This window comes from Pseudomonas sp. PDM30, assembly GCF_019218985.1.
GTDB classification, from domain to species: Bacteria; Pseudomonadota; Gammaproteobacteria; order Pseudomonadales; family Pseudomonadaceae; genus Aquipseudomonas; species Aquipseudomonas jessenii.
This window is the reverse complement of record NZ_JAHUWM010000012.1, coordinates 106,074-133,022: the sequence shown is the minus strand read 5'-3', so window position 1 is coordinate 133,022 and position 26,949 is coordinate 106,074. Positions and strand designations below refer to the sequence as shown.

Sequence of the window (26,949 nt, the reverse complement as noted above, 5' to 3'; positions counted from 1 at the left end):
GACGTTCTTCGCGAGCAAGCCCGCTCCCACATTTGATTTGTGCCGAGCTGAAATTCTCAGTGCCTGCGCAACCACTCGATAAACAGCGCAAACAACTCCGACTGCGAACCCACCTCCAGTTTCAGGTACAGGTTCTTGCGGTGCATGCGCACGGTTTCCGGTGAGATGTTCATCTGGCTGGCCGTGGATTTCACCGAATGCCCGCGCAACACCATATGCGCCACTTGCCGCTCTCGTTCAGTGAGCAAGTCGCTGCCGAAATGCTCGAACGCCGACTGCACCCGGTGCTTGAGATCATCGCGCATGCCCTGGTCTTTATCGCACTGGATCTCGCGACTGCGCAGCATGCCCCGTTGACTGAATTCGCTGATGAATTCACGCACCAGCGGTTCCACGGCGCGCAGCAGATTCAGCTGTTCGGCGCTCAGGCATTCACCGCCGAAACCCTGATAGAGGCTGACGGAAATCTTCGTGTCATTGCCGATATCGACAATGTAGTAGCTGTCTTCCGAGCAGCCCGCCTTCAGGTAATAGGATTTGTAGTAGTCACTGTCGAAGAAGTTGTCCGGGGCAATTTCCTCAAGGTGATAGAAGCCTTGCGCCAACCCCTGCTCCACCGCCAGGCAGAACGGGTCGAGCAAATAACCCCCGGCAAAATAGCGCTCCAGAATCGAGACCTGATACTCCTGCGCAATCCCGCGCTGATGCAGCAACTGGGGCGCGCGGTCCTTGCGCTCCAGGCTGATCATCATCGACTCGACGGACACCAGTTGCGCCAACGCCGACGCCAGGTGTTGCAAGGCGTCAGGCTCATCGATATGGGCGAATGCCTCGCGCATTCCCCCATGCCATTTGTGCAATGCCCCGAAGGGCACCGCGATCAGCGTATCGTCGTCTGGTTTGCTCATGCCCCGCAGTCTAGCGGCTGGACACGCCCTTGGTAACAGCCTGACTGACGAAATCATTGGCCCGCGTACTGTCCGCTCGCTTCAAGCTCGGCGGCCACTTCCAGAATGCATGTGCGCAAGGTCTCGACGATTTCATCGACCTGGGCAGACGTCAGGATCAACGGTGGCGACATGACATTGAGGTGCATGATCGGCCGCACCAGCAAGCCCCGGGCCTGGGCCCGCACGTGGATTTTCTCGCCGATGTTGATCTCGTCGGGGAACAGCGCCTTGGTGCGTTTATCGGCGACGAACTCCACGCAGGCCATGAGTTTCTGGCAGCGCACATCCCCCACCAACGGCAAGTCCCGCAGGGTGGCCAGGCGCTCCTCCAGATAAGCCCCCACCGTGTCGACATGGGCCAGCAGGTTTTCCCGCTCGATGATTTCGATGTTCTTCAGCGCCGCCGTGCAGCACACCGGATGCCCGCTGTAGGTGAAGCCGTGGGTGAAGCAGCGGCCCTTGCCCGGCTCGGCGATGACTTTCCAGATGCGCTCGGAAAAGATGCACGCGCCCAGCGGCAGGTAGGCCGAGGTCAGGCCCTTGGCAGTGGTGATGATGTCGGGCTGCACGTCGAACACCTCATAAGAGGCAAAGAACTTGCCCAGGCGCCCGAACGAAGTGACCACTTCGTCGGCGACGAACAGGATGTCGTAGCGCTGGCAGACGTCCCACATGCGTTTGAGATAGCCCCGGGGCGGAATGATCACCCCGCCGGAGCCCATGATCGGCTCGGCGAAAAAACCGGCAACCTTGTCCGCGCCAATCGAGAGGATCTTGTCTTCGAATTCCTTGACCAGGAACTCGAGGAACTGCGCCTCGTCCATGCCATCGGGCGCGCGGTACGGATTCGGGTTGGAGACGTGGTGGATCAGCGGGTTGGCGTAGTCGAACTCCGGCACCCGGTCGGCGGCCTTGTTGCCGATCGACATGGTCAGGGTGGTGGAGCCATGATAGGCGTTGAACCGCGCGATGATGTGCTTCTTCTCGGGTTTTCCTCGGCAGTTCTGGTAGTACTGGATCAGCCGGTACGCAGTGTCCACGGCGGTGGAGCCGCCGGTGGTCAGGAACACATGGTCAAGGTCGCCGGGGGCCAGGCTGGCGAGTTTTTCGCACAACTGGATCGCCACGTTGTTCGACATGTCGGAAAACGGGTTCGAATAGGCCAGCTGACGCACCTGGTCGGCGATGGCCTCGGCCATTTCCTCACGACCCAGGCCGATGTTGGTGCACCACATGCCGCCCACCGCATCGAGAAAGCGGTTGCCCTGGGTGTCGTAGATGTAGGCGCCATCGCCAGCGACGATGTTCAGCGAGCCCTGTTCGGCGTGTTCGTCGAACACGTGATAGCCGTGCATATGGTGAGCCTTGTCGGCCTTGACCAGCCGGGACTCGTCCGCAGGGGAAAAAACGGTGCGTGTTGGCGTCGCCATAAATAAACCTCTAACCGAATTGACTAACGTTCGAACAAATCAGATGCCGCTTTTCACGGTGCTCCAGACCCGGGTAATCGCCCGCATGTCCTTGGCGTTCTGGGTCTTCTGCGGAAACAGCCGCTCGCGAGTTTGCGCGTCGGGGTAAATCGCCGGGTTGTTGCGCACATCGGCGCTCAACAACGGCGTGGCCGCGGCGTTGCTGTTGGCGTAATTGATGAAGTCGCTCACGTCCGCCATCACCTGCGGCTGCATCAGGTACTCGAGAAACTTGTGGGCATTGGCGACGTGGGGCGCGTCGGCCGGGATGTACAGGTTGTCGAACCAGATCAGCGAACCTTCCTTGGGGATGAAGTAGGCCAGGTCGATCTTCTTCTTGGCTTCTGCGGCGCGGGCCATGGCGGTGGCGTAGTCGCCGGACCAGGTCATGGCCATGCACACATCGCCATTGGGCAGGCTGGTCAGGTAATTGACCGAGTCGAACTTGCGGATGTACGGCCGCACGGACAACAGCAAGTCCTGGGCGGCTTTCAGATCTTCCGGTGCGGCGCTTCTCGGATCACGTCCCAGGTACTTCAGGGCCATGGGAATGACTTCGGTCGGGGCATCGAGCAGGGTCACGCCGCAGTCGGCGAAGCGCGAGACGATCTTCGGATCGAAGATCATCGCCAGCGAACCGATCGGTGCGTCGGGCATGCGTTCCTTGATCTTGTCGACGTTGTAGGTGACGCCGTTGCTACCCCAGGTATAAGGCGCCGAGTACGTGGTGCCCGGATCGTACCCTTGCAGATCCTCCAGGACTTTCGGGTCCAGGTTGGTCCAGCCCGGCAGCAGTTTCTTGTCCAGCGGCTGGAACACCTTGGCCTTGATCAGCGGTGGCGCCAGGGACGCGTTCAACACGATCAGGTCATAACCGGAGTGGCCGGTGAGCAATTTGGCCTGCACCGTTTCGTAGGCATCGAAGGTGTCGTAGATGACCTTGATGCCGGTGGCCTTTTCGAAGTCGGCCACGGTTTTTTCACCGATGTAATCCGCCCAGTTGTACAACCTCAGCGTATGGCTGTCGTCCACTTGAGCGGCGTAGGCATTCAATGTCAGCGGTACAACAAACAGACTGGAAATCACCTTAAGCAGCGTCTTGCCCATAGCAAATGCACCTTATAGCGAGTTCGGCTCTGGATGAGCGGATGCCCCCACTATTGGTGGATTCGCCGGGCGCGGCCATACCCCGAATGGGTGTGTGTCGCTTTTTGGGCATACCGGCATGGCAAAAAGCGGCAGTACAGTTGACCCGTTTTGCCATAGATCCGGGGTTTGTCCGGCGCTTAAAGTGGCAGCCCTGAACCGACCCTGCAGAGCCTGCGATGACCGACCTGATCAAACACGAGCAACGCGACGGCGTGTTGACGCTGACCATCGACCGCCCGGACAAGCTCAATGCGCTGAACAACGCCATGTACACGCAACTGGCCGAGCTGTTGCTGGCCGCCGACGAAGACCCGCAGACCGGCGTGATCATCATCACCGGTGGCCCGGCGTGCTTTACCAGCGGCAATGACCTGGTGGATTTCCTCCAGCACCCGCCGACTCATCTGGACGCCCCGGCGTTCCACCTGATGAAGGTCGTCACGCGCCTGCAAAAACCGCTGATCGCGGCAGTCTGCGGTGCGGCCATCGGTATTGGCACCACATTGCTGCTGCATTGCGATCAAGTACTGGTCACCCGCAACGCCAAGCTGCGCATGCCGTTCGTCAACATCGGCCTGTGCCCCGAATTTGGCGCCAGCCTGTTGCTGCCACGCCGGCTCGGCCATGCCCGTGCCGCGAGCCTGCTCCTGTTGGGCAACGGCCTGGACGGCAACGAAGCGGTGGCCTGGGGCCTGGCCAACGAAGCCTTCGATGACGGCGAACAATGCCTGGCGGCGGCGAAAAAAATCGCCCAGCGCTTTCTGGCCATGCCCCAGCAAGCCTTGCGCCAGTCCCGGCTGCTGATGAAACAGGCTTGCCTGGCCGAACTGGAAGCCACTCTGCGCGAAGAAAACACGCTGTTCATTCAACGCCTGAATACCGACGAGGCGAAAACCGCCTTGAACGCCCTGCTCAATCGCAGTACAGATAAGAATCCACCGAAAGGAAACCAGCCATGAACACTCCAGAAATCTACGTCGTCAGCGCCGCCCGTACCGCCATCGGTACCTTCGGTGGTTCGCTCAAGGACGTGCCGCTGGCCGACCTCGCGACCACCGCCGTGAAAGCCGCCCTGGAGCGAGCCGCCGTGGACCCGGCGCACGTTGGCCATCTGGTGATGGGCAACGTGATCCCGACCGAAACCCGCGATGCCTACATCTCCCGCGTCGCGGCGATGAACGCCGGCATCCCGAAGGAAACCCCGGCCTACAACGTCAACCGCCTCTGCGGTTCGGGCCTGCAAGCGATCATCAACGCCGCCCAGACCCTGATGCTCGGCGATGCCGACATCGTCGTCGGTGCCGGTGCCGAATCCATGAGCCGTGGCCCGTACCTGATGCCGGCCGCCCGTTGGGGTTCGCGCATGGGCAACGCCCAAGTCATCGACTACATGCTCGGCATCCTGCATGACCCCTTCCATGGTATCCACATGGGCATCACCGCCGAGAACGTCGCCGCGCGCAACGGCATCACCCGCGAAATGCAGGACGCCCTGGCTTTCGAAGACCAGCAACGCGCGGCCCACGCGATTGCCAACGGCTACTTCAGCGAGCAGATCGCGACCGTGGAGATCCAGGATCGCAAAGGCGTCAAACTGTTCAGCGTCGACGAACATCCGCGCGCCACGTCCCTGGAACAGCTGGCAGCAATGAAGCCGGCGTTCAAGAAGGACGGTTCGGTCACCGCCGGCAACGCCTCGGGTCTGAACGACGGCGCCGCCGCACTGGTCATGGCCAGTGGCAACGCGGTCCAGGCCAATAACCTGAAACCCCTCGCCCGCCTGGTCAGCTACGCCCACGCCGGCGTCGAACCGGAATTCATGGGCCTGGGCCCGATTCCGGCCACCCGCCTGGCGCTCAAGCGCGCCGGCCTGACCGTCGCCGACCTGGACGTAATCGAAGCCAACATCGCCTTCGCGGCCCAGGCCTGCGCCGTCAGCCAGGAACTGGACCTCGACCCGGCCAAGGTCAACCCGAACGGATCGGGTATCGCCCTGGGCCACCCGGTGGGCGCGACCGGCGCAATCATCGCCACCAAGGCCATCCACGAACTGCACCGCACCGGCGGCCGTTACGCGCTGGTGACCATGTGCATCGGTGGTGGCCAGGGGATTGCGGCGATTTTCGAGCGCGTCTAAGCAATAGCTGTAAAAAAGGCCGGTGATCGCGCAGATCACCGGCCTTTTTCATTCCAGCAGACCAGTAGCGAATCCCTGTGGGAGCGAGCCTGCTCCGAGCGGCGTTCCGACGATTGCGGCGTGTCAGGCACCGTCATTGTTGACTGGACGGCCGCTATCGCGAGCAAGCTCGCTCCCACAGGGGTTCTCTAGCGCAAATAAAATCCCATTCTCGCCGAACAAACCACCTGACGACTGGCAGCAAAAACCATTTGCCACAAAATATTACATTCGTCATATTATGATCATCATAATTAACTGCCGCACCCACAGGTAATCCTCCATGACCAGCATGCCCACCGTTGAACCCGACCTGGCTGCCCCGGTGACTGCCGCCAAACCTCCCCTGCTCAAACGCCTGCTGTTGCCAACACTGGGCATCGCGGCACTGGTGCTGGCCGGTGTGTATGGCACGCATTGGTGGACTGCCGGACGTTTCATCGAGGAAACCGACGACGCCTACATCGGCGGCGATGTGACGGTGATCGGGCCGAAAGTGGCGGGCTACATCGACGAAGTGCTGGTGACCGATAATCAGAAGGTCAAGGCCGGCGACGTGCTGATCCGTCTCGATTCCCGCGATTACCGCGCCCACCTGGCCAAGGCCGAAGGCGCAGTGGCCGCCCAGCAGGCCCTGCTCGCCAACCTCGACGCCACCGAGCAACTGCAACAGGCCGTCATCGGCCAGGCCCGTGCCGGCATCGACGCCGCCGGTGCCGAAGCCGTCCGTTCGCGGGATGACGATGCCCGCTACAAAAAACTGGTGATCACCAACGCCGTCTCGGTTGAAAGTGCCCAGCGGGCCAATACCACGTTCAAGACGGCCCAGGCCCAAAGCAACCGCGCCCAGGCTGAATTGCTGGCCGCGCAACGCCAGTTGAATGTGATCGACACCCAGAAACAACAAGCCCGGGCCGCCTTGATCCAGGCCAAGGCTGAGCGCGACCTGGCGCATTTGAATGTCGGCTACACCGAACTGAAGGCACCGGTTGACGGTGTGATCGGCAATCGCCGGGCACGGGTCGGCGCCTATGCCCAGGCCGGCTCGCAATTGCTCTCGGTGGTGCCGACCAGCGGTCTGTGGGTCGATGCCAACTTCAAGGAAGACCAACTGGCGCACATGGTGCCGGGGCAACGGGTGGTGATCCGTGCCGACGTGCTGTCGGGGCAGGAATTCCACGGTCACCTGGACAGCCTCGCCCCCGCCAGCGGTTCGCAATTCAGTGTGTTGCCACCGGAAAACGCCACCGGCAACTTCACCAAGATCGTGCAGCGGGTGCCGGTGCGGATTCACCTCGACCCCGCCGACAGTGTGCTCGGCCACTTGCGTCCCGGGTTGTCGGTCACCGCTGAAGTGGACACGCGCAAGGAACCTCAAGCGCCAGCCGTGGCCAGCGCGCCATGAGCCGTGCCCTCGCCGCCCCGGCGCAACCGTTCAATGCCGCGAACATGGCGACGGCGACCAAGGTTTTCGCCTTCGCCAGCATGTGCATCGGCATGTTCATTGCCCTGCTGGACATCCAGATTGTCTCGGCTTCGTTGCGTGACATCGGCGGCGGGCTTTCCGCCGGCACCGACGAAACCGCGTGGGTACAAACCAGCTACCTGATCGCCGAAATCATCGTGATCCCGCTGTCCGGTTGGCTGTCGCGGGTGTTCTCGACGCGCTGGCTGTTCTGCGCATCGGCGGTGGGTTTCACCCTGGCCAGCCTGCTGTGCGGCATAGCCTGGAACATCCAGAGCATGATCGCCTTCCGCGCCCTGCAAGGGTTTCTGGGCGGTTCGATGATCCCGCTGGTGTTCACCACGGCCTTCGTGTTCTTCACCGGCAAACAACGAGTGATCGCCGCCGCGACCATCGGCGCAGTGGCGTCCCTGGCACCGACCCTGGGGCCGGTGATCGGCGGCTGGATCACCGACATATCGTCCTGGCACTGGCTGTTCTACATCAACCTGGTCCCCGGCATCTTCGTCGCCGTGGCCGTGCCGATGCTGGTAAAAATCGACCAGCCGGAACTGTCGCTGCTCAAAGGCGCGGATTACTTGAGCATGGTGTTTTTGGCGCTGTTCCTCGGCTGCCTGGAATACACCCTCGAAGAAGGCCCGCGCTGGAACTGGTTCAGCGACCGCACGATCCTGACCACCGCGTGGATCAGTGGCCTGGCCGGGCTGGCGTTCATCGGCCGGACCTTGCATGTGGCCAACCCGATTGTCGATCTGCGCGCCTTGAAGGACCGCAATTTCGCCCTCGGTTGTTTCTTCTCGTTCGTCACCGGCATCGGCCTGTTCGCCACCATTTACCTGACGCCGCTATTCCTCGGTCGGGTGCGTGGCTACGGAGCGCTGGACATTGGTCTGGCGGTTTTCTCCACCGGAGTGTTCCAGATCATGGCGATTCCGCTGTATGCCTTTCTGGCCAATCGCGTCGACCTGCGCTGGATCATGATGTTCGGTCTTGGGCTGTTCGCCTTGTCGATGTGGGATTTCAGCCCGATCACCCATGACTGGGGGGCCAAGGAGTTGATGCTGCCGCAAGCCTTGCGCGGGATTGCCCAGCAATTGGCGGTGCCGCCGGCGGTGACCTTGACCCTCGGCGGCCTGGCGCCGGCACGGCTCAAGCATGCGTCAGGGTTGTTCAACCTGATGCGCAACCTGGGCGGGGCCATCGGCATCGCCGCGTGCGCGACCATCCTCAACGACCGCACCAACCTGCATTTCACCCGGTTGGCGGAGAACCTCAACAGCACCAACGAGGCGCTCAACCAATGGCTGTCCCAGGTCGGCAACAACTTCGCGGCCCTCGGCCAGAGCGGTGATGCCGGGGTCACCGCCAGCCTGCATCAACTATGGTTGCTGACCTACCGCGAAGCCCAGACGCAAACCTATGGCGACGCGTTCTTGATGATCATGGTCTGCTTCATTATCGCCACGGCGATGGTGCCTTTGATGCGCAAGGTACAACCACCGGCCGCGCCGAGTGCCGATGCTCATTGAGGCTTGTTCGGGTCAGGCCTGAGGCATTTTGCGAAAGCCGATGGCCAGGCGGTTCCAGGCGTTGATGGTCGTGATGGCGACGGTCAGGTCGACCAATTCCTTGGCATCGAACTGCGCGGTAGCCAGTTCATAGTCTTCGTCCGGGGCATGGGTCTGGCTGATCAGGGTCAGGGATTCGGTCCAGGCCAGTGCGGCGCGTTCACGCTCGGTGAAGAACGGCGTTTCGCGCCAGGCCGACAGTGTCGCCAGGCGACGCTCGGACTCACCGCCCTTGCGTGCATCGGCGCTGTGCATGTCCAGGCAGAAGGCGCAGCCGTTGATTTGCGAGGTGCGCAGCTTGACCAGTTCGATCAGGTTTTTTTCCAGCGGCAGCTTCGACACCGCTGTTTCCAGGGCGATCATCGCTTTGAGGGCATCAGGGGAGGCAGTGTAGAAATCGATACGGGGTTGCATGGCGTGCTCCAGGGCAGGTGGGTGTGTCACTACGTTAGTCCCCCGACCGGTATACACAAATAGCCAATCTTTCAGAAGTCGAGGAGGCCACTGACGGCAGGCGTGAAAAAGTGTGAAATGAGAATTTCCGGCACTAGGTCACGACCACTGGATTGCGATCATTTCTTAATTGCACTCAGGCCAAGGATGCCCGATTTGAGTATCTGCTCGCCATGTCGTCCGCCGACCAACCTTTAAACCAGCAAGTCCATAACCTTTACAGCGAACACCACGACCGGCTGCAGCTTTGCGTGATACTGACGCCAGCCTGCGCCTGCTCAGCGACACTCGGCCGTTGAACATCAGCCGCATGACGCGGTATTGGTTGTCGGTCGAGCCGAGGATCTTAGGCGGTCAGATTGATGTGGTTTCGGTAACTGTGGGTTCTGATGGAGCCTGTATTTGCAGCACCGCCTATATCGCTTTCGCGAGCGGGCTCGCACACATCAACTCTGCATTGTTCACGCGTTCGTTGTGCGAGCCCGCTCGTAATCCGCGGAAGGACCATCGATTGTCGGCCCAGAAACACTACGTCAGGAGAAACTGCAACTGCCCACAATCTTTGGCAACATCTGGCTCAGGACTCCGCCGCAACCTTCGGCCAGTAGCTGGCCAGACTCAATCTACGCGGCTCATTGTGGATCGCATGCTGTACAAGTCCCGTTTGAATCCATCGACCGTTGCCGTCCGCCTCGATATTGCTACGCGAAGGCTCCCTGTGCATGACACTGACGGTATCGCCAAAATTCAACGGCAACACTATCGACTCCGATTCCGCCAAAACATCGCCACGGAGCTCGCGAAGATAACGGATTTCACCACTGGCCGAGGTCAACACTACAGACAAGTACACAGAAGCAAAATATGGGTGAGGGATGATCTGAAAGACTTCAAATTTAACTGTGCTATCATTGAAATCAAATTTTACGTAGCCGATTGATTGATCTGAAATGCCATTTAGTGACCAGGTAACTCTCGACCCACCGACACCATCATTAACTGCGGGACGAATAAATTCAATTTTCTTATAGCGTTCTAGTAGTTCCTCCCGCACTGGCCCCGCAAACAAATTTATCGCCTTTTTAAAATCCTCTTTCAATGGAAAATCGTCACGAAGAACAAGATGAGGAGAGCGTTCAAAAATTGCAGCCACTCGCTCCATCTCTACCTTCAAGTTCTCACCGGCGTCGGTGGCTATAACCGCATTGACAAGACCGCGCTCAGTGATTTTAAGAACATTATTCACAGCGCTAACATCAAACACCGCAGAGGCCGAACTATTTGACACATCAACCCCCATTTCCTTGTGCATTATTTCGATAGTAAAACCCGGAGAAATCGCCAACTCACGATGAAGCAACTCGGTATTATCGCCCACCATTTGCAAATTAAAAACAACATTACCTTGCGCATTTTTAACCGTCAGCGCAGCATAAACAACGCCGACAAAATAGGCATGTGGTTTTTTTTGCACTACGTCAATTATCAGACGACCTGCAGATAGATTTACCTGAACACTACAAAAAAACTGTAGAACCCAATCCCCTTAAATACAAGCTCTGATCAACAAGGCCGCTACCCATCTTTTCATCATAAATACAATCAACTACTTTAGTTACTGGTGAGACCACCACATATGATATTGCCCCTTGATATGTCCCCTCTCCGCCAAACGGTAGATGCAACCTGTAAATCCCCACCGGCAAATCTCGCAAATAAATCTGTCTTGCATCAATTCTTACAACCCTGACCTTATCGCTACCCGAACTTAAAACAAAAATCTTTCCGAAAACCTTATCAAAAATATCCGCATTGAAATTAAATATAACTCCCCCTTTCATCCCCGCAATCAACAACTGACTTGTACTTATCAAATGCAACGGACTCCTGACCCCGAGCATTTCCTGAAGTGGCTTCACTAAATATGGAGCAATCAAATAGAGCGGATAAACGGGTGTTGAACCACTAAATGCGTTCTCGAAAAATTGCCGCCTGGAAAGAGGTGCCTTAACGTATTCCATAAACGCAGAAATATCCGAGTTTCCGATGTCGGCCACCACACTGCTCAACAAATCCATAGTCGGGTAGTCTTGAGGGTTAAACCCAGCTTCGTTACTGAGTCGACGATAGCGCTTATAAAACTCGGCAACGCCACGCTCGCCCATTCTCCAGACGATTAGCAGATAAAAAAACATTATTAAATGCCCATCACTTCCAACTGTATCAAGTCCTTGAGCAAATACGCGCCGGGCATCTTCGTAGACTTTTTCCTCCTTAACCACCCCCGGACTAAACAGCCACCCCTCGCGATAAACAGCGTCCCCCATAAATTTTTCCTGAAACAAATGAGACAGAACATTGTTCCAGATCTCACCCATACTTACCGAACTATACCCGAAGAATTTACCTTGATAACCATGAGTTATCTCATGTAAACAACCCCAGTTTGTAGCTTCAGGATCAAGCCAGAATGCAGCCACGGAGTCCGAGGATTCGGCGGTCCAGCTTTCGCCATAATAAGCAGCACCTGCACCAGTTTTATCAGCCTTCATAAAATAGCGATTGGGGATATTTTTATTCTCTGGCGTTGCCGAGTCAAATGAAATACCTACGAGACCATTAAAATATTCGAACACAGTCTCATAGTAATCGGTCACGCTCTGCAAGCCACGCTCCACTTGCAAATTTCTTACAACCTCTTTGTCTTTTTTTGGAATTAAAATATTCGCATACTTGCAATTAAACAATGCATATTCAGCATCTAACGAATCCCACAACCCAATAAACTCTGAATCCGCCACTCCCTGCGTATAGATCGGAAGAAAACTCCACCCTCCTTTTACTTCAACCTCAACCTCAGTCAACTCACCTGCGCTATCCGTATACCGCGTACTCACAAATGGTACCGAAGGTACACTTGAAACCAACTCGCGCCATTCGTTATTTATTTCTGCTTGCAGTTCAGTTCTGCTGTCATCATTGAGCAAACTCAACACATGGCCGACACTGGAGCCTGGAGCTTTCTGTCGAAATCGAATCGTCGCCCCGGGCGCAATTATAATACTCAATGTTTTCCGATCGTGACGACGCCCCTTATCCAGACCTGCATTAATGAACCAGTCAGGACGCTCTAGACTGAAGTATGGCAATACAACCGAGAAAACACTTTGATCATACATAGCATTCACCCTGTCAGAAAAATATCTGAAATGAATCTACACACGATCAGCAGCACAGCATACTGACAGAAATGACAGTTTCTTAGATCAATAATTTACATGCATCGCAAAACACTACATACGCGGTTATAAAGGAAATATCGTACTATCACACTACACTCCACTGAACCGAAATATGCTTGCTCGCAATCCTCGTAGCGGCTCGTCACACGCCCTCACGCCCGCTTGAGCAACCAGCGCAAAAACCCTTTCTTCTGTACGACCACCGGCACCTCCTGCGTCAGTGTCTGCGCCTTGTGCAAACGGAAATCCAGCAAGGTCTTCATGGCATCGTTGATGTCGTGACGGGCAGCCAGGCACGGCTTGAGGTATTCCTTTTCAATGCGGTAAAGCGCGCACGGAGTTTTCGCCGCAAACGCGGCGGGCACCGAACTGTCTTCCAGGATGCCAGCCTCGCCGATCACTTCGCCCGGCCCCATGCGGCCGGATTCAAATGGCGCTCCATGACGCATCAAGGTCACCGAGATCACGCCGGATTCGATAATGAACAAGTGATCGCTGACCTGCCCCGCTTCCAGGATCACCTCCCCGGCGCGAAAGGTTTGCAGGGTCATGTTCTGGCTGAAGGTGTCTTTCTCTTCCTGGCGCAAGGTGGAGAAAATCGGCGAGCTGTCGAGCAACGCGCGTTTGCGAGTCGAGTTGACCGGCGGACTGGGCTCCACGCTCGACAACAAACTGACCCCGGATGCCTGCAAGTGCCGATAGGCCAGATCGTACAGCTGGTTGCGCACTGAACGTTTCTCGTCCATCGACGCGACAAAGCCGCTGATTTCGTAGACCACTCCGGTGTTGCTAGCGGTTTTCAGGCCAACGCTTGGCGACGGTTTATCGAGCAACGCACGACAACCTTGAATGGCCCGCTCCAAAGCATCGATCACCGTGTTCGGCCGCGCGTGGGGGCTCACTTCCAGCGAGACGGAAATGCCGAACATATCGCTCGGCCGACTGAAATTGATGATCTTGGCCTTGGCTGCCAGGGAGTTGGGAATCACCGCCATGCAACCCTGGGAGGTCTGCAGGCGCGTGGCACGCCAGTCGATGTCGGTGACCCGGCCCTCCATGCCATCGATGGAGATGTAGTCATCGAGTTGATAGGGCTTGGTGGTGTTCAGGACGATCCCGGAAAACACGTCACTGAGGGTACTTTGCAAGGCCAGCCCGACGATGATCGCCAACGCACCGGACGTCGCCAGCACGCCCTTGACCGGCAGATCGAGCACATAGGCCAGGGCGGCAATGACCGCGATCAGGAAAATCACCGCACCGAGCAGATCCTGAAGCAATCGCCCGGTGTGCCCGACCCGTTGCATCATCACCGCGCCGATCAGCACGGTCAGGGTCCGCGCGCCGAACAACCACCAGCCGATCTGCAAGCCGGTGGCCGCCAGATGCAAGGGTACGTTGTCAGCCCAGGGCGGCGGCTCCATCGGGTTCAAGCCTTCGTTGAACAACAGCAGGCTGAACAACGAAAAAATCACCACCCGTACCAATAGCCGCCAGGCGCTGCCAAGTGCACTGAGCAAGTACCACAACCCAAGATCGATCAGGATCAGCGCCATCGCGCAAATCAGCGGGTGTTCGGTGAGCAATGACAGCATCAAGCAACTCCAGCCAGGGCCAATAACGCGAAGATCGCATGGATTGGCCTCAGTGTAGGAGCATTTGATTTGGCGGGATGAACACCCTCCCAAAAACACCACAAAACCAATGTGGGAGCGAGCTTGCTCCGGGCGGCGTTCCGACGATGGCGGCAAAACAGTCACTGATGTACTGACTGTCAGGCCGCTATCGCGAGCAAGCTCGCTCCCACAGGGGGGATGAGTGATGCCGAAGTTACTTGCTGTTGGCCAGTGTGCTGTAGCTGGTCATCAGGTTGCGGTAATCCGGAATATGGTTGGAGAACAGCGTGCCCAACCCTTCGATGTCGTTGCGCCAGTCGCGGTGCAGTTCACAGGCCAGGCCGAACCAGGTCATCAGTTGCGCGCCCTGAGCGGTCATACGGTGCCACGCCGATTCGCGGGTCAGTTCGTTGAAGGTGCCGGACGCGTCGGTGACCACGAACACGTCAAAACCTTCGGCCAGCGCCGAAAGCGCCGGGAACGCCACGCACACCTCCGTCACCACACCGGCGATGATCAGTTGTTTCTTGCCAGTGGCCTTGATCGCCTTGACGAAATCTTCGTTGTCCCAGGCGTTGATCTGGCCCGGGCGAGCGATGTACGGCGCGTCCGGAAAGAGTGCCTTGAGTTCGGGCACCAGCGGTCCGTTGGGACCGGTTTCGAAACTGGTGGTGAGGATGGTCGGCAGCTTGAAGTACTTGGCCAGGTCAGCCAGCGCCAGCACGTTGTTCTTGAATCGATCCGGATCGATGTCGCGCACCAGAGACAACAGGCCCGCCTGATGATCGACCATCAAAACCGCGGCGTTGTCCTTGTCCAGACGCTTGTAGGAAGAAGTCATTGCAGTAGTCCTCGCATGTTATCGATGCCGATTGGAAATCGGCGTGGGGTAACCGGTTAGCGCTGGGAGTCCAGCGCTTCGTGTTCGTTCGCCACTTGCTGGGCCTTGAGGTAGCTCTCGATCAGCAATTGATAATGCGGCATGGCCTGGGCGTAGACAGCGGCCCACTGCTCGGCGTCCGGGCGGTTCCACGAGCCTTGCAGCTCAGAGAGCGTAGCCATGATGTCGATCGGCACCACCCCGGCCTGGGCCAGACGGGCAACGGTCAGATCAGTGGCCAGTTTCGAGTGGTTGCCGGAGGCATCGACCACGGCAAACACCTTGTAGCCCTCATGCACGGCGGCGATGGACGGGAACGCCAGGCACACGCTGGTCAAGGTGCCGGCGATCACCAGGGTTTTCTTGCCGGTGGCTTTGACCGCCGCGTGAAACTCCGGGTTGTCCCAGGCGTTGATTTCACCTTTGCGCGCCACGTACTGCGCATGGGGCGCGGCCTCGTGGATTTCCGGGATCAACGGCCCGTTCGGCCCCTGGGGAACGGAAGCGGTGGTGATCACCGGCATCTTGAGCAGGGTCGCGGCCTTGGCCAGGGCAATGGCGTTGGCGCGCAATTGGGGCACGTCCATGTCCTTGACGATCTGGAACAGCCCGCTCTGGTGATCGATCAACAGCATTGCGCTGTCGTTGGGGTCGATGGTCGGTTTCTGGCCGTTGAAGTTGGCCGCGTAGACAGTGCTCATGTGCGTTTCCTCTTTCTTTTGGGCAATAGCCATCCCTGGCCTGAAAACCGGCCTACTCATCCTGTGTAGAGTCGGGTGTTAAAGCGCTGCGAATTAAGCGTGCATCCGGCCGAAGCGACCGGACTGGAAGTCGGCGAAGGCCTGGTGGATTTCTTGCTCGGTGTTCATCACGAACGGCCCGTGACCGACGATCGGCTCGTCAATCGGCTCACCGCTGAGCAACAACACCACCGCGTCTTCGCTGGCTTCGAGGCTCACCTGATCGCCCTTGCGGTCGAACAGGGCCAATTGCCCCTGGCGCACCGATTCCAGGCCGTTGACCTGAACCGTGCCACGCAAAACCACCAGGGCGGTATTGCGTCCTTCATGCAGGTCAAGGGTGAGCAACTTGCCGGCATTCAAACGAATGTCCCACACGTCGACTGGGGTGAAGGTGCGCGCCGGGCCTTTGTGACCATCGAACTCGCCGGCGATCAGGCGCAGGCTGCCGGCGTTGTCCTTCAAGGGGATGGTCGGGATGTCACGGTCGAGAATCGTCTGGTAGCCGGGGTCGGCCATTTTGTCCCTGGCCGGCAGGTTGACCCACAGTTGCACCATCTCCAGGGTGCCGCCGCTCTTGGCGAAACCTTCGGAGTGAAACTCTTCATGCAGGATCCCCGAGGCTGCGGTCATCCATTGCACATCGCCAGGGCCGATCTTGCCGCCACTGCCGGTGGAGTCCCGGTGCTCCAGTTCGCCCTTGTAAACGATAGTCACGGTTTCGAAGCCACGATGAGGATGCCGACCAACGCCACGCCGTTCGGTGGTCGGGGTGAATTCAGCGGGGCCGGCATGATCCAGCATCAGGAACGGGCTGATGTGTTTGCCCAGGTTGTCGTAGGAAAACAGCGTGCGAACCGGAAAACCGTCGCCAACCCAATGGGTCCGTGGACTGGTGTAGATACCGATGATGTTTTTCATGGTGTCTCCTGGTGAGGTGAGTGAAGCCATGGACAAAGCTTAAAACCGTGACCTTTGCTGCGCTAGACTGCAAAAATCAGCTTTAGCGTTCTATCTGGAGAACGATGGTGGAAGACCTCAACACCCTCTACTACTTCACCCAAGTGGTGGAGCATCACGGTTTCGCCGCGGCCGGCCGGGCACTGGACATGCCCAAGTCCAAGCTCAGCCGACGCATTGCCGAGCTTGAAGAACGTCTCGGCGTGCGCCTGCTGCACCGCACCAGTCGGCATTGCTCATTGACGGAAATCGGCCAGGCCTATTACCAGCGCTGCCTGGCCATGCGGGTGGAGGCGGAAAGCGCCGCCGAACTGATCGAACGCAATCGCTCCGAGCCTCAGGGCCTGGTGCGTGTCAGTTGCCCGACGGCGCTGCTCAATTCCTGGGTCGGGCCGATGCTGACCCGCTACATGCTCAAGTACCCGCTGGTGGAGTTGTTCATCGAGAGCACCAACCGCCGGGTCGACTTGATCCATGAGGGCTTCGACATTGCCCTGCGGGTACGTTTCCCCCCGCTGGAAAACACCGACATGGTGATGAAGGTGCTGGGCAACAGCACCCAGAGCGTGGTCGGCAGCCCGGCCTTTTTATCGCGCCTGTCGACACCGGCCTCCCCGGCCGACCTCAGCGGCTTGCCGAGCCTGCACTGGGGCGCGGCGCAGCGCGAATATCAGTGGGAACTGTTCGGGGCCGATGGCAGCACCGCGATGATCCGGCATGCACCGCGCATGGTCACCGATGACCTGTTGGCCTTGCGCCATGCGGCGGTTGCCGGGATCGGCATCGTGCACCTGCCCAGTGTGGTGGTGCGCGATGAAATCGCTGCCGGGCAACTGGTGGAACTGGTGCCGGGCTGGGCACCGAAAAGCGGTGTCATCCATGCGATCTTCCCCTCGCGTCGGGGCCTGTTGCCTTCGGTGCGCACGTTGATCGATTTTCTCGGGGAGGAGTTCAGCCGCAGTGATATTGCTTAAGGGCGGGGTAAGGCTTTGGACCGAGTGATGGCTATCGCGAGCAAGCTCGCTCCCACATTGGATCTATATGCACCACAAATCCCCTGTGGGAGCGAGCTTGCTCGCGATGGCGTCAGACCAGACACCATCAACACATCTTCCTGCCCCGATTCTTGATTTCCGGTAAACATTGCTTTGCCGCTCCAGCGGTTTTTCTCACGGATGCAGGCGCCGATACTGCCGCCCATTCCCACTGCAACCTCTGGAGTCTTCAATGTCTATTCCCGCTTTCGGCCTGGGTACCTTTCGCCTGCAAGGCCAGGTGGTCATCGATTCGGTGAGCACCGCCCTGGCGCTTGGCTACCGGGTGATCGATACCGCACAAATCTACGAGAACGAAGCCGACGTCGGCGAGGCTATCGCCGCCAGCGGCATCGCCCGGAAAGAGTTGTTCATCACCAGCAAGATCTGGGTCGCCAACCTGGCCGGTGATCGTCTGATCGACAGCTTGAAGGAAAGCCTGCGCAAACTGCAGACCGACTACCTGGACCTGACCCTGATCCACTGGCCGTCGCCGGATGATCAGGTGCCGGTCGAAGAATTCATGGGCGCCCTGCTCGAAGCCAAACACCTGGGCCTGACCCGGCAGATCGGCGTGTCCAATTTCACCATCGACCTGATGAAACAGGCGATCGCCGCCACGGGTGCCGCGCACATCGCCACCCACCAGATCGAACTGCACCCTTACCTGCAGAACCGCGAGGTCGTCGAGTTCGCACGCAGCCAGGGCATCGGCATCACCTCGTACATGACCCTGGCTTACGGTGAAGTCCTCAAGGATCCGCTCATCCAGCAGATCGCCGAACGCCTGCACGCGACACCGGCGCAGGTCACCCTGGCCTGGGCCATGCAATCGGGTTACGCCGTGATCCCGTCTTCCACTCGCCGGGCCAACCTTGAAAGCAACTTGAAGGCTCGCGAACTGACCTTGAGCGAAGCCGACATGGCGTTGATCGCAACGCTGGATCGCGGCCACCGTTTGACCAGCCCAAAAGGTATCGCACCGAACTGGGATTGAGCCTCAATCCTGCTCGAGATGCCGGTCCAGGCGGGCCATGGCTTGCTGTAGCTGGTCGACGGCGTCGTCGATCAGCACCCTGCGACCGTCATTGCACGCCTGCTCCAGTTGTTCGCAACACTCGACCAGGGCAAGCGCTCGCACCATCAGCGCCCCGCCCTTGATCCGGTGTGCCAGTTCCTGCAAGCCCGGGCGATTGCCGCCGGCATGCAAGGCCAGTAAATGCACGCGATCCTCGCGGTTGCTCAGCGCCAGATCGTGTAACAGTTGATCGATCAGCTCACGGTCCGCATCCGCAAAGCGCTCCAGCCCGCTCAAATCGAATTCGGCGACGCCATGGTCGTCAGTTAGCGCTGAGGGTGCGCTGGCAAACCGCTGGGCCAGCCACGCCTGCAAATCCACCAGGCGAATGGGTTTGAACAGGCAATCGTTCATGCCCGCCGCCTGGCATCGGACCTTCTCCTCGGCCTGCGCATTGGCGGTAAAGCCCAGAATCAGAGTCGCCGACAGCCCCTGCCCCCGCTCTTGCGCACGTATCGCGCCCGCCAATTCGTAACCACTGAGCACCGGCATGTTGCAGTCGGTGATGACCAGGTCGAACCCTTGCCCGCGCCACTGCTCAAGCCCCTGCGCCCCGTCTTCAGCCAGCACCACGCGATGGCCCAGGTAGCTCAGCTGCCGCGAGAGCAACAGGCGATTGGCCGGATAATCGTCGACCACCAGAATCGACAACGCCCGGATCGTGAGCTGCGCCGGATCCAGGGGCTTGCCCCCCGCGGGTAACGCTTGCAGGGCGGGCAGCACCAGGCTGATGTCCACCCGCGTCCCATGCTCAGGCTGACTGTCGAGTTGCAACCGGCCGCCCATCATTTCGCACAGGGTACGACTGATCACCAGACCCAGGCCGGATCCTTGCCGGGCGCTCTGCTGGTTGTTGCCCGCCTGCACGAAAGGGCTGAACAGGCGTTGCTGGTCGAAAGCGCTGATACCGATGCCGCTGTCCTCGATCTGTACGCTGACGGCGAGGTGCGTCGGGGCTTGAGGCCGCACTCCCAGCGTCAGCTTCACCTGGCCTTCCCGGGTGAACTTGATCGCATTGCTCAGCAGATTGGACAGCACCTGTTTGAAGCGCGTGGGGTCGAGCATCACGTCACAGTCACTGTGTTCGTCGAGTTCGACCCGCCACTGCAGATTCTTCTGCACCGCCAGCCCTTCGAAAACCCGGCAGACCGACGTCACCAGCGCCTGCAGATTGACCCGCTCCGGCGCCAGCGACAAATGCCCGGATTCGATCCGCGCGACGTCCAGAATGTCGCCGATCAAATCCAGCAATTGTTGCCCGGCGTTGGACGCCACCTCGATGGCAGCGCGGTCGGTCTCCCCTTCATCGGCCCGCTTCAGCGCCAGTTCGAGCATGCCGATCAAGGCGTTCATCGGCGTGCGGATTTCATGGCTCATGGTGGCCAGGAATGTGGTCTTGGCCCGGTTGGCGTCGTCCGCCGCGTCCTTGGCTTCCTGCAGTTGTCCGAGCAATTGCTGACGCTGGCGAATCTGGCGCCGCTGCCAGACGATCCCGGCCAACGCGAGCAACAGCAAGACACCCGCCACTGCAAACGCCTTCACGATCGCCTGCCGGTGTCGCAACCAGTAACTCTGCTCGACCATCGAGTCATAGCGCCAGGGCTGGGTCAGCTCGTCAATTTCTTCTGGAGGGATGCTCAACAGCGCCTTGTCCAGGATCGAATGCAACTCGGTGGCCTCGCGACTGGTCGCCAGGGTGCTTCGTGCAGGGTCGGTGCCCACGGTGCTGGTCACTTGCAGGCGATCGCGATACTGCCGGGAAATCAGGTAACGGGCGCTGATCAAGGAGTTGATGCCGCCGTGCGTCTTGCCTTGGGCGACCATTTCCATGGCGTCCGTCGACAATGGTGCATCCACCAGCTGGACCAGCGGGTAATGCTGGCGAAGGTACTCGCCGACAATGTTGCCCTGGGTCAGTGCCAGGGTTCGCCCTGCCATGTCATCCAGCGTCCTGGGGCTATCCGCGGCCACTCGGGTCACCAGCACCGAAGGGCTGCTCAGGAACGCCCGGGTGAACAGCAATTGATCTTCACGCTGGGAACTGAGGCCGATACCGGCCAGCACATCGATCTGCCCGCTCCTGATGCCGGTCATCATCTCGGCCACCGATTTCATGCCCCGGATGTCGAATTGCAAGCCGGTGCGCAAACTGATTTTCGTCAGCACATCGACGCCAATACCGCGGAACTTGCCTTCGCTGTCGATAAATGAAATCGGCGGAATGTTTTCGTTGATCGCGACCCTCACCCGTGGGTGGCGTTCGAGCCAGCGTTGTTCGGCCACGCTCAATTGCAATGACTGGGTGCCGGGGATAGACACCCCGTTTGCCCCCCAACGACGCAGGATGTTCATTTGTTCATTGGTGGTGATGGCCGCCAGCGCCTTGTTGACGATGCGCAACAGCGAATCGTTGTCGCGGGCCATCGCAAAGGCAAAACGCCCGGACTCCATGGGCGAGAAGTCCGTCAGGTGTACGTTGTTCAGGTAATTTCTGCTGATCAGGTAATGGGCATTGATCGCATCGCCCAGGTAGACATCGGCCTGGCCGAAAGCCACGGCGCCCATCGCCGCCAATGTCGAAGGAAACAGCTGGACCTGCGCCCTGGAATAGAACTGTTGCACGCTGTATTCGGGCAGGTAGTGATACAGCATCACCAGCCGCTTGCCGGCCAGTGTCGGGTCGCGCACCGGAGGGAAATCGGTGCGCGTGACCAGCACCGGTTGATCGACCGCGTACGCGCTGGACATCTGTAACTGTGGATCTTCGGCTTCAAATCGATTGGCCGTTCCCAGCAGGTCTGCCTGCCCTTCCTTGATGGCCTGCACCGCGTCGGCCCGCGACGGATAACGTTGGACCTCAATGACGACGTTCAGCAATTGTTCGAGCAAGCCGGCGTAATCGGCTGTCAGGCCTTCGAATACCTTGCCCGCCGTGTTGAACTCGAAGGGGGGATAGTCCGGCGCCGAGACAGCCAGCACCAATCGGCCCTTTTTCTGTAGCCAGCGCGACTCGGTTTCCGACAACCTGACGCTCAGGCCTTCGACACTCGAGCGTCCCAACAGGGTCAACGACTGTTGTGCACAGACCGTTGATGCCCAGAGAAGAAGGCCGATCAGTACCCCACCTGCCAGTCGTCGGAGTGCGTTCATTCAGATCAGATGATTGCGCAGGGCGAAATCCCTCAAGTGCACCGACGAGTTCACGTTGAGCTTGAGGGTGAGTCGGGTCTTGTAGGTACTGACGGTCTTGTAGCTCAGGTGCATGATCTCGGCGATTTCGAGGTTTTTCGACCCCCGGGCCAGGTACTGCAGGATGGTCAACTCACGATTGGACAGCCTGTCGATCAACTGCTTTTCGCTGCGTTGCAACTCCCCCATCGACACGGAACTGGAGGGAATCTGAGCGAAATAGGTGTAGCCGACCATCACGCAATTCACCGCCGCCTTCAGGTCATCCAGGTCCTTGCTCTTGCAAACATAGGCAACAGCCCCGGCACGCATGCAGCGGTCCTGATAGAACTGGGCCTCCAGCGAGGTGAACACCACCACGCGACATCGCATCTTTTCGGTCTTGATACGGTCCATCACCTCAAGCCCCGCCACACCGGGAAGGCCCAGATCAAGCAGCACGACATCCGGTTGATGCTCCCGGATCAACGTCAGGACCTTATCGCCACGGCAGGCCTCGTAAATCCGCTTGAACCCTTCGCCCTTGAGTACGAGTTTGATCATGGAGCGAACAACCGGATGATCTTCCGCAATCAGTGCTGACTTCATGACATCTCCCGTGCAAACCAACACGATCGGGCAAAAAATGCCCTCCAGGCACCGCAGCGGTTGGACACAACGCTGCGCATAGACTTTTGCATGGAAGGCTGCAAAGAACTACCTGACAGAAATGACAGTTCCGACAAACGGTAGCCGACGATCGACAGCGCTCATCAGCTGCGTAATGCACACCAGGTCAGGCAGGGCAGTCCGGCTGACCTGGACGTTGCCCGCGACGGGCGGCAGCGGCGTCTGCTGTTCATTGAAGATAAACGCGTGATGAACCTGCGGGTTGTCGGCAAAAAAACTCAACAGGTCCAGCCCATCGCTGGCCATCGCCCCGTTGATAAGCACCAGGTCCAAAGGCTCGCAACCGTACTCCACCAGTGGCAGGAGCTCGTCGAGGCTCTGCACCGGTGCTACGCGAAAGTAGCCGAGCTGATTGAACAGTCGCTCGATCCGCAGGCGGTTGAAGTGCTGCGCATCGGCGATCAGGATGCGCAAGGATTTGTTCGGCATGGTGACCTCCAAAAGGATGTCGATTTCAAGAGGTCGCAAAGCCTACGGAAGACCTTCCTGGGTTTATGTAGGAATTTTCCTAAATAAAAGCCGGTTAGTCTGACGCTTGCCAGGGAAACCTTGGCCCTTACTCCGTGGTACTCGGACTCCAGAACGCCTGCACCACCAGGGTCGAGGTCGAAATCCGTGCCACCAGCGCATCCAGCTCATCACCATCGACCGAAGTGGTGGCCAGGGTGGCTTCGATTTCAATTTCATCCGTGCCGAAGGCGTGCACATCGACATCGCTGGCCGGGTAGTTACTGCGTTCCAGCTCGGCTTCGAGCAAGGCCAGCACGGCTTTCTGCTGCGTGCGTCGGGCAATGACATAGACGATGTTGGTGACCTCCGCCGAAATCACATCCAGCGGCTGACGGTTGATGTTGTTGACGATCGGCCGCAGCAAGGTGTTGGCCGCGAGCACAAACAAGGTGCCAAGCAACGCCTCGGCCAGCAGGTCGGCACCGGCGCAGGCACCGACTGCCGCCGAGGTCCAGAGCGTGGCGGCCGTGTTGAGACCGCGCACGTTGCCCTCTTCGCGCATGATCACCCCGGCACCGAGAAAGCCGATGCCGGAAACTACGTAAGCTACGACCCGCACGGCACCTTCGGCACCGGCGAGACGGTTGGCCATGTCGACGAAAATCGCCGCGCCCACCGCCACCAGCACGTTGGTGCGCAGGCCGGCGGTGCGCTGCCGGTACTGGCGTTCGAAACCGATCAGGCCACCGAGGATGAAGGCCGCGCTGAGGCTGACCAGGGTGTCGAGCAGGGAGGTCAGGTTGAGGTTGTTCAGTGCTTGCATGATGAATCCTTTGAAAAACACACGATCCCCTGTGGGAGCGAGCTTGCTCACGATGGCGGTGTATCAGTTGACATGGATATCGACTGACACTCAGTCATCGCGAGCAAGCTCGCTCCCACAGGGGTTGCGTTGATTGGCCAGCCTCGCGGCTTTATTGCCAGCCAAACCGGCGAATGTAGAACCCCTTCACCGCCTGGGTCAGCGCCATGTACGCCAGCAGGATCACCGGCAGGAACACGAAATACAGCGAAGGCAACGCCTGCAATTTGAAGTAATGGGCCAACGGTCCCATCGGCAGGAAAATCCCCACGGCCATGATCAGCCCGGTCATCACCAGCAAGGGCATGGCCGCGCGGCTTTGCAGGAACGGGATTTTCGGCGTGCGGATCATGTGCACGATCAGCGTCTGGGTCAGCAGCCCGACCACGAACCAGCCGGACTGGAACAGGGTCTGGTGATCCGGGGTGTTGGCATCGAACACGTACCACATCAAGGCGAACGTGGTGATGTCGAAGATCGAACTGATCGGCCCGAAAAACAGCATGAAGCGCCCGACATCCGCCGGCTGCCAGCGCTGCGGTTGCTTGAGCATTTCGTCATCGACGTTATCGAACGGAATGGCGATCTGCGAAATGTCATAGAGCAGGTTCTGCACCAGCAGGTGCATCGGCAGCATGGGCAGGAACGGTATGAACGCACTGGCCACCAGCACCGAGAACACGTTGCCGAAGTTCGAACTGGCGGTCATCTTGATGTACTTGAGCATGTTGGCGAAGGTCCGGCGCCCTTCCAGCACACCCTCCTCCAGCACCATCAGGCTTTTTTCCAGCAGGATGATATCGGCCGCTTCTTTGGCGATGTCCACGGCGCTGTCCACCGAAATACCGATGTCGGCGGTACGCAGGGCCGGGGCGTCATTGATGCCGTCGCCCATGAAACCGACCACATGGCCGTTGCCCTTGAGCAGACGGACAATGCGCTCCTTGTGCGAGGGCGTCAGTTTGGCGAAGACGTTGGTGGTCTCCACGGCTTTCGCCAGTTCGGCGTCGCTCATGCGTTCGATGTCATTGCCCATCAGCAGGCCCTGCTGCTCCAGGCCGACTTCGCGGCAGATTTTCGCCGTCACCAGTTCGTTGTCGCCGGTCAGCACTTTCACCGCCACGCCATGGGCGGCCAGGGCCTTGATGGCCGGTGCGGTGCTTTCTTTCGGCGGATCGAGAAATGCCACGTAACCGATCAGCGTCAGTGCCTGTTCGTCGGCCAGGCTGTAGGTATCGCGGCCTTCGACCATTGGCCGTGCCGCTACCGCAACCACCCGCAGGCCCTCGGCGTTGAACGTGGCCGTGACCTGACGGATGCGCGCCAGCAGTTCTTCGGTCAAGGCCTCATCGACTTCGCCATGACGCACCCGCGAGCACACCGCCAGCACCTCTTCCACCGCGCCCTTGCAGATCAGCAAGTGCGGTTGATCGCGCTCGGCGACCACCACCGACATGCGCCGGCGGGTGAAGTCGAACGGGATCTCGTCGACCTTGCGAAACGCCGTGCCGACCTTCAGTTCACGGTGGATCTCGACGTGTTCGAGCACCGCCACATCCAGCAGGTTTTTCAGGCCGGTCTGGTAGTAGCTGTTGAGGTAGGCCATTTCCAGCACGTCATCGGAGTCATGGCCCCAGACATCGACGTTGCGCGCCAGGAAGATCTTGTCCTGGGTCAGGGTGCCGGTCTTGTCGGTGCACAGCACGTCCATGGCGCCGAAGTTCTGGATAGCGTCGAGGCGTTTGACGATGACTTTCTTGCGCGACAGGAACACCGCGCCCTTGGCCAGGGTCGAGGTGACGATCATCGGCAGCATTTCCGGGGTCAGGCCCACGGCGATCGACAGCGCGAACAGCAGCGCTTCGGTCCAGTCGCCCTTGGTGAAACCGTTGATGAACAACACCAGCGGCGCCATCACGAACATGAAGCGGATCAGCAGCCAGCTGACTTTGTTGACCCCGGTCTGGAACGAAGTCGGTGCCCGGTCGGTGGCGCCGACCCGCTGGGCCAGGGCACCGAAATAGGTGCTGTTGCCGGTGGTGAGAATCACCGCCATGGCCGTGCCGGACACCACGTTGGTGCCCATGAACAGGATGTTGTCCAGGTCCAGGGGATTGAGCGTGTCACGGTCCTGCTGGCGGGGAAACTTTTCCACCGGCATCGATTCGCCGGTCATGGCAGCCTGGCTGACGAACAGGTCCTTGGCGCTGAGCACCCGGCAATCGGCGGGAATCATGTCGCCGGCAGACAACACGATCAGATCGCCCGGCACCAAGTGCCTGATCGGCAATTCGATACGCTGTGCGCCGCGGTCCTCAAGGTCCCGGCGCATCACCGTGGCGGTGTTGCTGACCATCGCCTTGAGGGCATCGGCGGCCTGGTTGGATTTGGTTTCCTGCCAGAAACGCAGGAAGGTCGAGAGCACCACCATGGAGAAAATCACGACGGCGGCTTTCATGTCTTCGGTCAGCCAGGAGATGACCGCCAGCAACGTCAGCAGCAGGTTGAACGGATTCTTGTAGCAGTGCCACAGGTGCATCCACCAAGGCAGTGGTTGTTCGTGCTCGACTTCATTGAGGCCGAACTGCTCGCGCAAGGCATCGGCTTCAAGCTCGCTCAAGCCATCGGTGTGACTCCCCAGGGTGTTGAGCAATTGACCCGTGTCGCTGCCGGCAGCGGCCACCAGGGTTTGCGCCAGGCTGGGCGGGACTTCACGGCTGACCGTGGTGTCGGTGAAGGTTTCCAGCAACGCCAGGCTACGGAAGTGCCGGGCGATGTGACGGTTACGCAGGAAGCCTGCGAAGAATTCCTTGAGGTTAAGTTTCATGGCTGGTGCCCCTTTGGTCAGCCGGGAAACCGTCGAGCAGGCGGGTCCACGCCTCTTGCGCCGGAACAACCGGCAAAGCAAGGCCTGGCACGCCGGTCACGAATGACAGGCGTGTCGATAGAGCGGCGGCCACGACAACAAGTCGAAACCACGCACTGTTCAGCGTCGATGA

At 59.2% G+C, this 26,949-nt stretch carries 21 protein-coding genes and 1 pseudogene; 7 read left to right on the top strand and 15 right to left on the bottom strand.

Going from position 1 to position 26,949, the window contains the following annotated elements; genetic code table 11:
• Positions 1-56 precede the first annotated feature (56 nt).
• From KW840_RS24650 to KW840_RS24640, 3 genes are read right to left on the bottom strand one after another with little or no spacing between them, the layout of a single operon-like run.
• Positions 57-965 carry a LuxR C-terminal-related transcriptional regulator gene (locus KW840_RS24650; protein ID WP_057713971.1) on the bottom strand — a complete coding sequence of 303 codons (909 nt, stop codon included), beginning with the start codon at positions 963-965 and terminating at the stop codon, positions 57-59.
• Entirely contained in the window at positions 962-2,380 is a 1,419-nt protein-coding gene (locus KW840_RS24645; protein ID WP_218498088.1) for an aminotransferase, read from the bottom strand. Before KW840_RS24645 ends, KW840_RS24650 begins: the two co-directional genes overlap by 4 nt.
• A gap of 39 nt (positions 2,381-2,419) precedes the next feature.
• Positions 2,420-3,526: a polyamine ABC transporter substrate-binding protein gene (locus tag KW840_RS24640; protein ID WP_057713969.1), complete on the bottom strand. Its 1,107-nt coding sequence runs from the start codon at positions 3,524-3,526 to the stop codon at positions 2,420-2,422.
• Positions 3,527-3,744: 218 nt separating this feature from the next.
• Between KW840_RS24640 and KW840_RS24635 the strand changes: the two genes are divergently transcribed.
• The 4 genes from KW840_RS24635 to KW840_RS24620 all read left to right on the top strand — a co-directional run bounded on the left by KW840_RS24635 (position 3,745) and on the right by KW840_RS24620 (position 8,738).
• On the top strand, positions 3,745-4,527 hold the full coding sequence (locus KW840_RS24635; protein WP_150814183.1) for an enoyl-CoA hydratase-related protein: 783 nt from the start codon (positions 3,745-3,747) through the stop codon (positions 4,525-4,527).
• Positions 4,524-5,705 carry an acetyl-CoA C-acyltransferase family protein gene (locus KW840_RS24630; RefSeq protein ID WP_218498087.1) on the top strand — a complete coding sequence of 394 codons (1,182 nt, stop codon included), beginning with the start codon at positions 4,524-4,526 and terminating at the stop codon, positions 5,703-5,705. Before KW840_RS24635 ends, KW840_RS24630 begins: the two co-directional genes overlap by 4 nt.
• A gap of 322 nt (positions 5,706-6,027) precedes the next feature.
• Entirely contained in the window at positions 6,028-7,149 is a 1,122-nt protein-coding gene (locus KW840_RS24625) for an HlyD family secretion protein (protein WP_218498086.1), read from the top strand.
• Positions 7,146-8,738 (top strand): DHA2 family efflux MFS transporter permease subunit, encoded by a 1,593-nt coding sequence (locus KW840_RS24620; protein ID WP_057713965.1) that lies wholly within the window; start codon positions 7,146-7,148, stop codon positions 8,736-8,738. The genes KW840_RS24625 and KW840_RS24620 overlap by 4 nt, the downstream gene beginning before the upstream one ends.
• Positions 8,739-8,750: 12 nt before the next feature.
• Here KW840_RS24620 and KW840_RS24615 read toward each other — a convergent pair whose 3' ends face one another.
• Positions 8,751-9,191 carry a carboxymuconolactone decarboxylase family protein gene (locus tag KW840_RS24615; protein ID WP_218498085.1) on the bottom strand — a complete coding sequence of 147 codons (441 nt, stop codon included), beginning with the start codon at positions 9,189-9,191 and terminating at the stop codon, positions 8,751-8,753.
• A 277-nt stretch (positions 9,192-9,468) separates the two neighbouring features.
• Here KW840_RS24615 and KW840_RS28715 point away from each other — a divergent pair.
• Positions 9,469-9,576: pseudogene (locus KW840_RS28715) on the top strand (iron dicitrate transport regulator FecR); the annotation flags it as partial.
• Positions 9,577-9,807: 231 nt separating this feature from the next.
• On the opposite strand, the gene KW840_RS24610 reads toward KW840_RS28715, so the two are convergent.
• The 6 genes from KW840_RS24610 to KW840_RS24585 form a co-directional block, all read right to left on the bottom strand.
• Positions 9,808-10,704 carry a putative mucin/carbohydrate-binding domain-containing protein gene (locus KW840_RS24610; RefSeq protein ID WP_218498084.1) on the bottom strand — a complete coding sequence of 299 codons (897 nt, stop codon included), beginning with the start codon at positions 10,702-10,704 and terminating at the stop codon, positions 9,808-9,810.
• Positions 10,705-10,747: 43 nt separating this feature from the next.
• Positions 10,748-12,409, bottom strand: a complete 1,662-nt coding sequence (locus KW840_RS24605; protein ID WP_218498083.1) for a M60 family metallopeptidase — start codon at positions 12,407-12,409, stop codon at positions 10,748-10,750.
• Positions 12,410-12,624: 215 nt separating this feature from the next.
• A complete protein-coding gene (locus KW840_RS24600; protein WP_218498082.1) occupies positions 12,625-14,067 on the bottom strand; it encodes a mechanosensitive ion channel domain-containing protein in 1,443 nt (480 codons plus the stop codon).
• Between the two features lie 235 nt (positions 14,068-14,302).
• On the bottom strand, positions 14,303-14,929 hold the full coding sequence (gene ycaC, locus KW840_RS24595) for an isochorismate family cysteine hydrolase YcaC (RefSeq protein WP_057713962.1): 627 nt from the start codon (positions 14,927-14,929) through the stop codon (positions 14,303-14,305).
• Positions 14,930-14,985: 56 nt separating this feature from the next.
• On the bottom strand, positions 14,986-15,669 hold the full coding sequence (locus tag KW840_RS24590; RefSeq protein ID WP_007977982.1) for an isochorismatase family protein: 684 nt from the start codon (positions 15,667-15,669) through the stop codon (positions 14,986-14,988).
• Between the two features lie 93 nt (positions 15,670-15,762).
• Positions 15,763-16,629 (bottom strand): pirin family protein, encoded by an 867-nt coding sequence (locus tag KW840_RS24585; protein WP_057713961.1) that lies wholly within the window; start codon positions 16,627-16,629, stop codon positions 15,763-15,765.
• A 104-nt stretch (positions 16,630-16,733) separates the two neighbouring features.
• Here KW840_RS24585 and KW840_RS24580 point away from each other — a divergent pair, with 104 nt between their 5' ends.
• Positions 16,734-17,642, top strand: a complete 909-nt coding sequence (locus KW840_RS24580; RefSeq protein WP_057713960.1) for a LysR family transcriptional regulator — start codon at positions 16,734-16,736, stop codon at positions 17,640-17,642.
• A gap of 253 nt (positions 17,643-17,895) precedes the next feature.
• Positions 17,896-18,699: a 2,5-didehydrogluconate reductase DkgB gene (gene dkgB, locus KW840_RS24575; protein ID WP_218498081.1), complete on the top strand. Its 804-nt coding sequence runs from the start codon at positions 17,896-17,898 to the stop codon at positions 18,697-18,699.
• Between the two features lie 3 nt (positions 18,700-18,702).
• Here dkgB and KW840_RS24570 read toward each other — a convergent pair whose 3' ends face one another.
• The 5 genes from KW840_RS24570 to mgtA form a co-directional block, all read right to left on the bottom strand.
• A complete protein-coding gene (locus KW840_RS24570) occupies positions 18,703-21,930 on the bottom strand; it encodes a transporter substrate-binding domain-containing protein (RefSeq protein ID WP_218498080.1) in 3,228 nt (1,075 codons plus the stop codon).
• The gene (locus KW840_RS24565) at positions 21,931-22,557 is read right to left on the bottom strand and encodes a response regulator transcription factor (RefSeq protein ID WP_218498079.1); all 627 of its coding nucleotides are present in this window, start codon (positions 22,555-22,557) and stop codon (positions 21,931-21,933) included.
• A 108-nt stretch (positions 22,558-22,665) separates the two neighbouring features.
• A complete protein-coding gene (locus KW840_RS24560) occupies positions 22,666-23,067 on the bottom strand; it encodes a chemotaxis protein CheY (protein ID WP_218498078.1) in 402 nt (133 codons plus the stop codon).
• 127 nt (positions 23,068-23,194) lie between these two features.
• Positions 23,195-23,911, bottom strand: coding sequence for an MgtC/SapB family protein (locus KW840_RS24555; protein ID WP_057713955.1), 717 nt, complete (start codon positions 23,909-23,911; stop codon positions 23,195-23,197).
• A gap of 151 nt (positions 23,912-24,062) precedes the next feature.
• Positions 24,063-26,777 carry a magnesium-translocating P-type ATPase gene (gene mgtA / locus KW840_RS24550; RefSeq protein WP_218498077.1) on the bottom strand — a complete coding sequence of 905 codons (2,715 nt, stop codon included), beginning with the start codon at positions 26,775-26,777 and terminating at the stop codon, positions 24,063-24,065.
• Between the last annotated feature and the right edge of the window lie 172 nt (positions 26,778-26,949).

Excerpts from the sequence above, each read along its gene's own strand:
- KW840_RS24650 (WP_057713971.1), bottom strand. The coding sequence starts at position 965 with ATGATTTCGTCAGTCAGGCTGTTACCAAGGGCGTGTCCAGCCGCTAGA.
- KW840_RS24645 (WP_218498088.1), bottom strand. The coding sequence starts at position 2,380 with ATGGCGACGCCAACACGCACCGTTTTTTCCCCTGCGGACGAGTCCCGG.
- KW840_RS24640 (WP_057713969.1), bottom strand. The coding sequence starts at position 3,526 with ATGGGCAAGACGCTGCTTAAGGTGATTTCCAGTCTGTTTGTTGTACCG.
- KW840_RS24635 (WP_150814183.1), top strand. The coding sequence starts at position 3,745 with ATGACCGACCTGATCAAACACGAGCAACGCGACGGCGTGTTGACGCTG.
- KW840_RS24630 (WP_218498087.1), top strand. The coding sequence starts at position 4,524 with ATGAACACTCCAGAAATCTACGTCGTCAGCGCCGCCCGTACCGCCATC.
- KW840_RS24625 (WP_218498086.1), top strand. The coding sequence starts at position 6,028 with ATGACCAGCATGCCCACCGTTGAACCCGACCTGGCTGCCCCGGTGACT.
- KW840_RS24620 (WP_057713965.1), top strand. The coding sequence starts at position 7,146 with ATGAGCCGTGCCCTCGCCGCCCCGGCGCAACCGTTCAATGCCGCGAAC.
- KW840_RS24615 (WP_218498085.1), bottom strand. The coding sequence starts at position 9,191 with ATGCAACCCCGTATCGATTTCTACACTGCCTCCCCTGATGCCCTCAAA.
- KW840_RS24605 (WP_218498083.1), bottom strand. The coding sequence starts at position 12,409 with ATGTATGATCAAAGTGTTTTCTCGGTTGTATTGCCATACTTCAGTCTA.
- KW840_RS24600 (WP_218498082.1), bottom strand. The coding sequence starts at position 14,067 with ATGCTGTCATTGCTCACCGAACACCCGCTGATTTGCGCGATGGCGCTG.
- ycaC (WP_057713962.1), bottom strand. The coding sequence starts at position 14,929 with ATGACTTCTTCCTACAAGCGTCTGGACAAGGACAACGCCGCGGTTTTG.
- KW840_RS24590 (WP_007977982.1), bottom strand. The coding sequence starts at position 15,669 with ATGAGCACTGTCTACGCGGCCAACTTCAACGGCCAGAAACCGACCATC.
- KW840_RS24585 (WP_057713961.1), bottom strand. The coding sequence starts at position 16,629 with ATGAAAAACATCATCGGTATCTACACCAGTCCACGGACCCATTGGGTT.
- KW840_RS24580 (WP_057713960.1), top strand. The coding sequence starts at position 16,734 with ATGGTGGAAGACCTCAACACCCTCTACTACTTCACCCAAGTGGTGGAG.
- dkgB (WP_218498081.1), top strand. The coding sequence starts at position 17,896 with ATGTCTATTCCCGCTTTCGGCCTGGGTACCTTTCGCCTGCAAGGCCAG.
- KW840_RS24570 (WP_218498080.1), bottom strand. The coding sequence starts at position 21,930 with ATGAACGCACTCCGACGACTGGCAGGTGGGGTACTGATCGGCCTTCTT.
- KW840_RS24565 (WP_218498079.1), bottom strand. The coding sequence starts at position 22,557 with ATGAAGTCAGCACTGATTGCGGAAGATCATCCGGTTGTTCGCTCCATG.
- KW840_RS24560 (WP_218498078.1), bottom strand. The coding sequence starts at position 23,067 with ATGCCGAACAAATCCTTGCGCATCCTGATCGCCGATGCGCAGCACTTC.
- KW840_RS24555 (WP_057713955.1), bottom strand. The coding sequence starts at position 23,911 with ATGCAAGCACTGAACAACCTCAACCTGACCTCCCTGCTCGACACCCTG.
- mgtA (WP_218498077.1), bottom strand. The coding sequence starts at position 26,777 with ATGAAACTTAACCTCAAGGAATTCTTCGCAGGCTTCCTGCGTAACCGT.